At 71.6% G+C, this 7,152-nt stretch carries 7 protein-coding genes; 3 read left to right on the plus strand and 4 right to left on the minus strand.

What is annotated here, in order from left to right; genetic code table 11:
* Positions 1-89: 89 nt before the first annotated feature.
* From GTW43_RS00645 to GTW43_RS00655, 3 genes are all read right to left on the minus strand, one after another.
* On the minus strand, positions 90-539 hold the full coding sequence (locus GTW43_RS00645; RefSeq protein ID WP_161299564.1) for a spore-associated protein: 450 nt from the start codon (positions 537-539) through the stop codon (positions 90-92).
* Between the two features lie 149 nt (positions 540-688).
* Complete coding sequence (locus GTW43_RS00650; protein WP_161299565.1) at positions 689-1,888, minus strand: cytochrome P450; 1,200 nt, start codon at positions 1,886-1,888, stop codon at positions 689-691.
* Positions 1,889-2,167: 279 nt separating this feature from the next.
* Positions 2,168-3,295, minus strand: a complete 1,128-nt coding sequence (locus GTW43_RS00655) for an NADH:flavin oxidoreductase (RefSeq protein WP_161299566.1) — start codon at positions 3,293-3,295, stop codon at positions 2,168-2,170.
* Positions 3,296-3,408: 113 nt separating this feature from the next.
* Between GTW43_RS00655 and GTW43_RS00660 the strand changes: the two genes are divergently transcribed.
* Positions 3,409-3,843, plus strand: a complete 435-nt coding sequence (locus tag GTW43_RS00660; RefSeq protein WP_237536330.1) for a MarR family transcriptional regulator — start codon at positions 3,409-3,411, stop codon at positions 3,841-3,843.
* Positions 3,844-3,867: 24 nt separating this feature from the next.
* Here GTW43_RS00660 and GTW43_RS00665 read toward each other — a convergent pair whose 3' ends face one another.
* Positions 3,868-4,572 carry a helix-turn-helix transcriptional regulator gene (locus tag GTW43_RS00665; RefSeq protein ID WP_161299567.1) on the minus strand — a complete coding sequence of 235 codons (705 nt, stop codon included), beginning with the start codon at positions 4,570-4,572 and terminating at the stop codon, positions 3,868-3,870.
* 351 nt (positions 4,573-4,923) lie between these two features.
* On the opposite strand from GTW43_RS00665, the gene GTW43_RS00670 reads away from it, so the two are divergent.
* Complete coding sequence (locus tag GTW43_RS00670) at positions 4,924-6,393, plus strand: NCS2 family permease (RefSeq protein WP_161299568.1); 1,470 nt, start codon at positions 4,924-4,926, stop codon at positions 6,391-6,393.
* Positions 6,394-6,500: 107 nt separating this feature from the next.
* The coding region (locus tag GTW43_RS00675) for a TetR/AcrR family transcriptional regulator (protein WP_161299569.1) at positions 6,501-7,152 on the plus strand (652 nt) is incomplete at its 3' end.

A 7,152-nucleotide genomic window follows, 5' to 3' on the forward strand; every position in this document is an offset into this window, starting at 1 on the left:
GACCAGCCGGACCCGCTCCCCGTACAGCACCAGCCGCCCCGGCGGCACCGTGTCGGTGCGCCGGGGCGGCCGGGCCGGGGGCCGGTGGGTCATCGGACGGTGGTCACCCGGTGTTCCTTGAGGGCCGCGCAGTTGGAGCCGGTCACCTGCACGTACACGTTGCCGATGTTGCCGCCCCAGTCCACGCAGTGAGCCTTGCCGTAGACGTACGCGGGGCCCGCGTAGGACGTGTAGGTGCCGTAGTCCTGCGCACCCTCGTCCGTGTCCGCGACGTAGATCCACGCCGACATGTCGGTCTTGGTGCCGGGCGTGCTGCGGATCGTCACGACGCAGTTCTTCCCGTTGGACGCGTTGTACGTCAGGTAGACGGTACCGCGGGAGCCGGTCGGGGCGGAGTTGACGGTCTTGTAGCTGCTGCCGCAGACCTTCTGCGGGGTGGTGTTGGGGGCAGCGGAGGCCGGGGACGCCAGGACCGTGGTGCCCCCGACCGCCAGCGCGCCGAGGGCCGCGGCGGTCAGGACGGATCGGTTGAATCGCATATTTCCCCCATGTGGTCGTTGGAGTGCGCTGTTCGTGATTGGTATGACCCACGACACATCAGGATGGTTGTACCGCTCTGCTCTACCGGTTTCCGCAGTCCGCTTCTTTCCCGCCCGGCACGGGAGTTGACCTCCGGGCGGCGCGGCCGTCACCAGCGCAACGGCAGCCGGCTGAGACCGCGCAGCAGGCTGGGGCGCCAGTCGGGGGCCGGGTCGCCGTCGAGCACGAGGTCCGGGAAGCGGTCGAGGAGGGACCGCAGGGCGAGGGTGGCCTCGAGCCGGGCGAGCGGCGCGCCGAGGCAGTGGTGGATGCCGTGGCCGAACGCGAGGTGGGAGCGGGTCGACGCCGGATCGCGGCGGATGTCGAAGCGCTCGGGGTCGGGGAAGCGGCCCGGGTCGCGGTTGGCCGAGGCGAGGGAGACGACCACGCGTGCGCCCTGGGGGATCGTGGTGCCGGCGACCGTGACGGGTTCGGCCGGGTAGCGGTACGTACCGGCCGGGGTCGGCGGTTCGAAGCGCAGCGCCTCCTCGACCGCGTTCTCCACCAGTGCGGGATCGGCGCGCAGAGCGGCCAGCTGTTCGGGGTGGGTGAGCAGCAGATGGACCGCGTTGGCGATGAGGTTCACGGTCGTCTCGTGGCCGGCGACGAGCAACAGGAAGGCCATGCCGAGGAGTTCCTCGTCGGTGAGGTGATCGCCGCCCTCGTCGTGGGTGCGCACGAGTGCGTGCAGGAGGTCCTGTTCCGCGGCCGTCTCGGTCCGCCGCTTCTCCTCGATGAGTCCGGCGAGGTAGACCGCCATCTCCTGGGCGGCGAGGCCGGAGGCCTCCGGCTCCCCGATGGTGAGGATCTTCGCGGTCCAGGCGCGGAAGGTGTCGTGGTCGACGCCGGGCACACCGAGCAGTTCGCAGATGACGGTCAGCGGCAGGGGGAAGGCGAACGCGTCGATGAGGTCGGCGCGCCCCGCCGGCTCCATGGCGTCGAGAAGGTCGTCGGCGGCCTCCTGGACGCGCGCCCGGAGGGCCTTGATCCGGCGCGCGGTGAACTCGCGGGCGACCAGGGAGCGCAGCCGGGTGTGGTCGGGCGGGTCGACCTGGAGCATGTTGCGGCCGATGGAGTAGAGGCCGTCGCTGTCGTACTCGTCGGAGTGGCGTACGTCGTGGCGCATCCGCGGATCGGCGAGGGCGGCGCGCGCCTCCTCGTAACCGAGGATCATCCACGCGGTGTCCCCGGTCGGGAAGCGGACGTGGTGGACGGGTCCACGCTCGCGCAGGGCGCGGAACGCGGTGTACGGGTCGGCGGCGAAGTCCGCGGTCCAGGCCGCAAGTTCCTCGGTGTGCTGTGCAGGCATGACACACTCCCTTCAAAACGGGGACCACTCCCCGTTTGGTCCACGGCGACCTTAACAGGAAGGGGGAGCACGCCACAGGCGGCGTCGGGCGCCCTGCCGAGCGACCGGCGGGCAGGCACGAAAGAGGCCCGAGCGAGACGCTCGGGCCGGTGGCGGACGCAGACGACGGGGCCGGAGCCGGGGCGGAGGCTGTCGCCCCGCTCCGGCTCCGGCCCCGGTCGGTCGGTCGGTCGGTCGGTGGTACTGGATCGGTCAGGAGTCTCCCCCGTCGGACTCGCCCTAGCTCAGCGTCTTCAGCGCCGCCGCGTCGTACGGCGTCAGCTCGTCGAAGCGGCCGCCCAGGACCTTCGCCGCCCACTGCGGGTCCTGGAGCAGCGCACGGCCGACGGCCACCATGTCGAACTCGTCGCGCTCGAGGCGGTCGAGGAGGTCGTCGATGCCCTGGACCGGGGCACCCTCGCCCGCGAAGGCGCGGAGGAAGTCGCCGTCGAGGCCGACCGAGCCGACGGTGATGGCGGGCTTCCCGGTGAGCTTCTTCGTCCAGCCGGCCAGGTTCAGGTCCGAGTCGTCGAACTCGGGCACCCAGTAGCGGCGGGTCGAGGCGTGGAACGCGTCGACACCGGCCGCGGCGAGCGGTGCGAGGATCGCCTCCAGCTCCTCCGGGGTCTCGGCGAGCCGGGCGTCGTAGGCCTCCTGCTTCCACTGGGAGTACCGGAAGATCACGGGGAACTCGGGCGAGACGACGGCGCGGACCGCGGCCACGATCTCGGCCGCGAAGGCGGTGCGGGCCACGGCGTCGCCGCCGTAGGCGTCCGTGCGGCGGTTGGTCCCGGCCCACAGGAACTGGTCGAGGAGGTACCCGTGCGCGCCGTGCAGCTCGACGCCGTCGAAGCCGATGCGCTCGGCGTCGCGGGCGGCGTCGGCGAACGCCCCGATGACGTCGTCGAGGTCGCGCCGCGTCATGGCCTTGCCGGTGCCCTCGGTGCCGTCGACGCGGATGCCGGAGGGGCCGACGGCGGGCGCGTCGGCGAAGGGCGGCTCGCCCTGCTTGCGCACCATGCCGATGTGCCACAGCTGGGGCACGATCGTGCCGCCCGCCGCGTGCACGTCCGCGGCGACCTCGGCCCAGCCCGCGAGCTGCTCCTCGCCGTGGAACCGCGGCACGCGGTCGCTCTGCCCGGCCGAGTCGTGACCGACGTAGGTGCCCTCGGTGACGATCAGGCCCACACCCGCGGCGGCGCGGCGGGCGTAGTACGACCGCACGTCCTCGCCGGGCACGCCTCCCGGGGAGAACATGCGAGTCATCGGCGCCATCGCGATGCGGTTCGGGACGGTCAGCCCGTTCAGCGCGACGGGCCGGGAAAGAATCTCGGCCGCACGGGAGGCGGGGGACTCGGTGACGGTCACGGGATGCTCCTCGCAAGTACTTGACAACCTAGATGCTTGAGAACCTCAGGCAATGAGATGACGGTAGATCCGGATATTTGAGATCGTCAAGTTTCATCGGTAGGGTGTACGTCATGACCGGACTCTCCCGCCTCGACACCGAGCGGCTCATGGAGCTGCTCTCGGTGTCCCTCGGCGCGTACTACGGCGACTTCACGGTCGCGGCGGCGAGCGAGAGCCTCACGGCGAGCCAGGGCCGGGCGCTCACCGTCCTGCGCCGCGGCCCGGCCGCGATGCGCGCCCTGGCCTCGACCCTGACCTGCGACGCGTCGAACATCACGGGGATCGTGGACCGGCTGGAGAAGCGCGGCCTCGTGCGCCGCGAGCCCAGCGCCTCCGACCGGCGCGTCAAGAACGTCGTCCTGACCGCCGAGGGCGAGCGGGTGACCGACGCGATCCGCGCCCGGATGCGCGCCACCCAGGACGGCCTCGACCGGCTCGACGACGCGGACCGCGAGCGGCTCGCCGAGCTGCTCGAGCGGGTCTTCCTCGCCCCGCCCCAGGGCTGAGCGGCCAGGGGGCGCGGTGCGGGATCAGCGCGCGACGCCCTCCATGAGATCCCAGAAGCGGTCGACCACCCGCTCGAGGTAGGCACGGCCCTGCTCCCCCGAGGCCGCGGCACCGGCGGCCCGGCTCAGCGTGGCCGTCATCAGGTGCTGGTACTCCTGGTGCATCGTGCGCAGCGGGTCCTCGAGCGCCCGGCGCTCGATGCCGGTCACCTTCGCCAGCGCCCGCGCGTGGGCCTGCCAGCGGGTGCTCACCGCGTCCCCCAGGAGCTCGGCGAGCCGGCCGTTGTGCCCGGTGACCGCCATCCGGTCGCGCGCCGACAGACCGAGCACGGAGGCGAGCGCCGCCGTCTGCCGGGCGCCGCCGGTCCAGACGCCGGTCCGCTCGGCCTCCTCGTAGGCGTCGACGTCCATGCCGATCACCCGGGCCACGTCCGCGGCGGCGTACCCACGGATGAGCCGGTGCTCGCGCAACGCCCTCGGGGTGCCGATGAGTTGGGTCGCGTCGCACCACAACACGCTGGCCAGTGCGGTCAGTTCGGCGGGGCTCGGGGCGGCGAGGCCACGCTCCCAGGCGGTCACCGTGTCAGGGGTGACGTGCCCCATGCCGAACGAGGCACGCAGGCCGTGCGCGACATGGCCCGGGGCCATGCCGAGGGACTCGCGGATGCGGCGGGCGGCGACGGCGTCGAAGGGCGGCGGCGGGTCATGGGGGGAGGGGGCTCCAGGCACAGCCGGGATGATAGAGACACCGGTGCGTTCTGGCTACTGTGCGTTCTGTCGAGCGCACATTTTGTGGAAGTCGCCGACAACGGCCCCGCCCCGCCGGACCCGGACCGCGGTCCGGTCGCAGGATCTCCATAACATCCTTGCAACCATTGGGAGTTGCTCCGGATCCCGCCCCCGCCGGTGGGGCGCCTTCCGTATGATCCGCAGCACTTCGCATGTGCGTTCGCGCAGCACGTTCCTGATGCCGTCGTCAGAGGATCCTCCCAGGAGCTCCCCGAGTACCCCTGATTCCGGATGCGTTCGCGCGCCCGCCTGCGTGCCGTCCCCCCAGTCATGCGCAGATCCTGGAGAGTCATGAATTCCCCCAGCGCGACCGGCGCGCCGTACGACGCGCACTCCCGACCCGGCGACTCGCCCCGCTCCCCCGGCGGCCCGCTCGACCGCTACTTCCGTATCAGCGAGCGCGGTTCGACGTACGGGCGCGAGATACGCGGCGGAATCGCCACGTTCTTCACGATGGCGTACATCCTCGTGCTCAACCCGATCATCCTGAGCGGGGCCGAGGACAAGACCGGGGCGCAGCTCGACCCGGCGCAGCTGGTCACGGCCACCGCACTGGTGGCGGCCGTCATGACGATCATCATGGGCGTCGGCGGCAACCTCCCGCTGGCGCTGGCCGCGGGCCTCGGTCTGAACGCCGTGGTCGCCTTCCAGCTCGCCCCGTTGATGACGTGGGACGACGCGATGGGCCTGATCGTCCTCGAGGGGCTCATCATCTGCGTGCTCGTGCTGACCGGGCTGCGCGAGGCCGTCATGCACGCCATCCCGCAACCGCTCAAGCAAGCGATCAGCGTCGGCATCGGTCTGTTCATCGCGTTCATCGGCTTCGTCGACGCCGGGTTCGTCACGCGCATCCCGGACGCCGCGCAGACCACCGTGCCGGTGCAGCTCGGCACCGGCAGCCTGACCGGGTGGCCGATGCTCGTCTTCGCCCTCGGGCTCGTGCTGACGATCGTGCTGCTCGCCCGCAAGGTCAAGGGCGCGATCCTGATCAGTATCGTCGCGATGACCGTCCTCGCGGTCGTGCTCGACAAGGCGGCCGACATCAAGACCTGGGGGCTGACCACGCCCTCGCTGCCGGACACCGTCGTGGACTCCCCCGACTTCGGGCTGCTCGGGCACTTCGATGTGTTCGGCGCGTTCGGCCAGGTCAGCGTCGTCACCGTCCTGCTGCTCGTCTTCACGCTGATCCTGTCGGACTTCTTCGACACCATGGGCACGGTCGTCGGTGTCACCGCCGAGGCCGGTCTCCTCGACGAGCGCGGCCAGGTCCCGAACCTCGGCCGGGTCCTCCTCATCGACGGCGCGGCCGCCGTCGCGGGCGGCGCCGCGTCGGCCTCGTCCTCGACGACGTACATCGAGTCGGCGGCGGGCGTCGGCGAGGGCGCCAGGACCGGGTTCGCCAACCTGTTCACCGGCGGTCTGTTCGCCCTCGCGCTGTTCCTGACACCCGTGCTCACCATCGTGCCGCTGCAGGCCGCCGCGCCCGCCCTCGTGGCCGTGGGCTTCCTGATGATGACGCAGGTCAAGCACATCGACTGGGACCGCTACGACATCGCCATCCCGGCGTTCCTGACGATCGCGGTCATGCCGTTCACGTACTCCATCACCAACGGTATCGGCGCCGGCTTCCTCGCCTACGTCATCATCAAGACCGCGCTCGGCAAGGCGCGCGAGGTCCACTGGCTGCTGTGGGGCACGTCGGCGCTCTTCCTCGTCTACTTCGCCATCGACCCGATCGAGCAGCTCGTCGGCGCCAAGTAGCCGCCCCACCGACGCGACGAGGGGGCCCGGCGCTGTGCCGGGCCCCCTCGTCGCGGGGTGGCGCAGGCGCCCGGCCGGGCCGCCCGGGCGGCGGATATCCTGGCGTCATGGCGGACAGAACCGGCGGAGAGCCGCAGATCGACGGACGCTCCACCCGCTGGGACGAGCACAAGGCACAGCGTCAGGTCGAGTTGGTGGACGCGGCCGTCGCGCTCATCGAGGAGGAGGGCGGCGCCCGCTTCCGCGTCCAGCGGCTGGCCGAGCGCGTGGGACTGCCCCGCTCGGTCCTCTACCGGCACTTCAAGGACCGTGCCGCGCTCGACGAGTTGATCCGGCGCCGGGTGGTCGAGTCGTTCATGCGCAGGATGGAGCCGACGCTCACCTTCGAGGGCACCGTCGAGGAAGCCGTGCACCGCGTGGTGGGCGCGCACCTGGACTGGGTGGCCCAGCACCCCCGGCTGTACGTGTACATGGGCGTCGGGGAGCACGCGATGGGCGACGGGTCCCTGGTCGCGGACACCAAGACGGGCATCGCGCTGCTGCTCGGCGAGCGCTTCGAGCAGATCCTCGACGCGCTCGGCATCCAGGGCGCGCCGATCCGTTCGGTGGCGGTCGGGATCGTCGGGTTCGTCGACAGCGCGGTCAACCAGTGGATGCGCGACCCCGAGCGCGAGCTGTCCGAGGCTGCGCTGCGTGCGATGCTCTGCCGCTCGGTGTGGGCCGTGCTCGACGCGACGCTGCGCGACCTGGGCGTGGAGC

This window comes from Streptomyces sp. SID5785, from assembly GCF_009870065.1.
Taxonomy (GTDB): domain Bacteria; phylum Actinomycetota; class Actinomycetes; order Streptomycetales; family Streptomycetaceae; genus Streptomyces.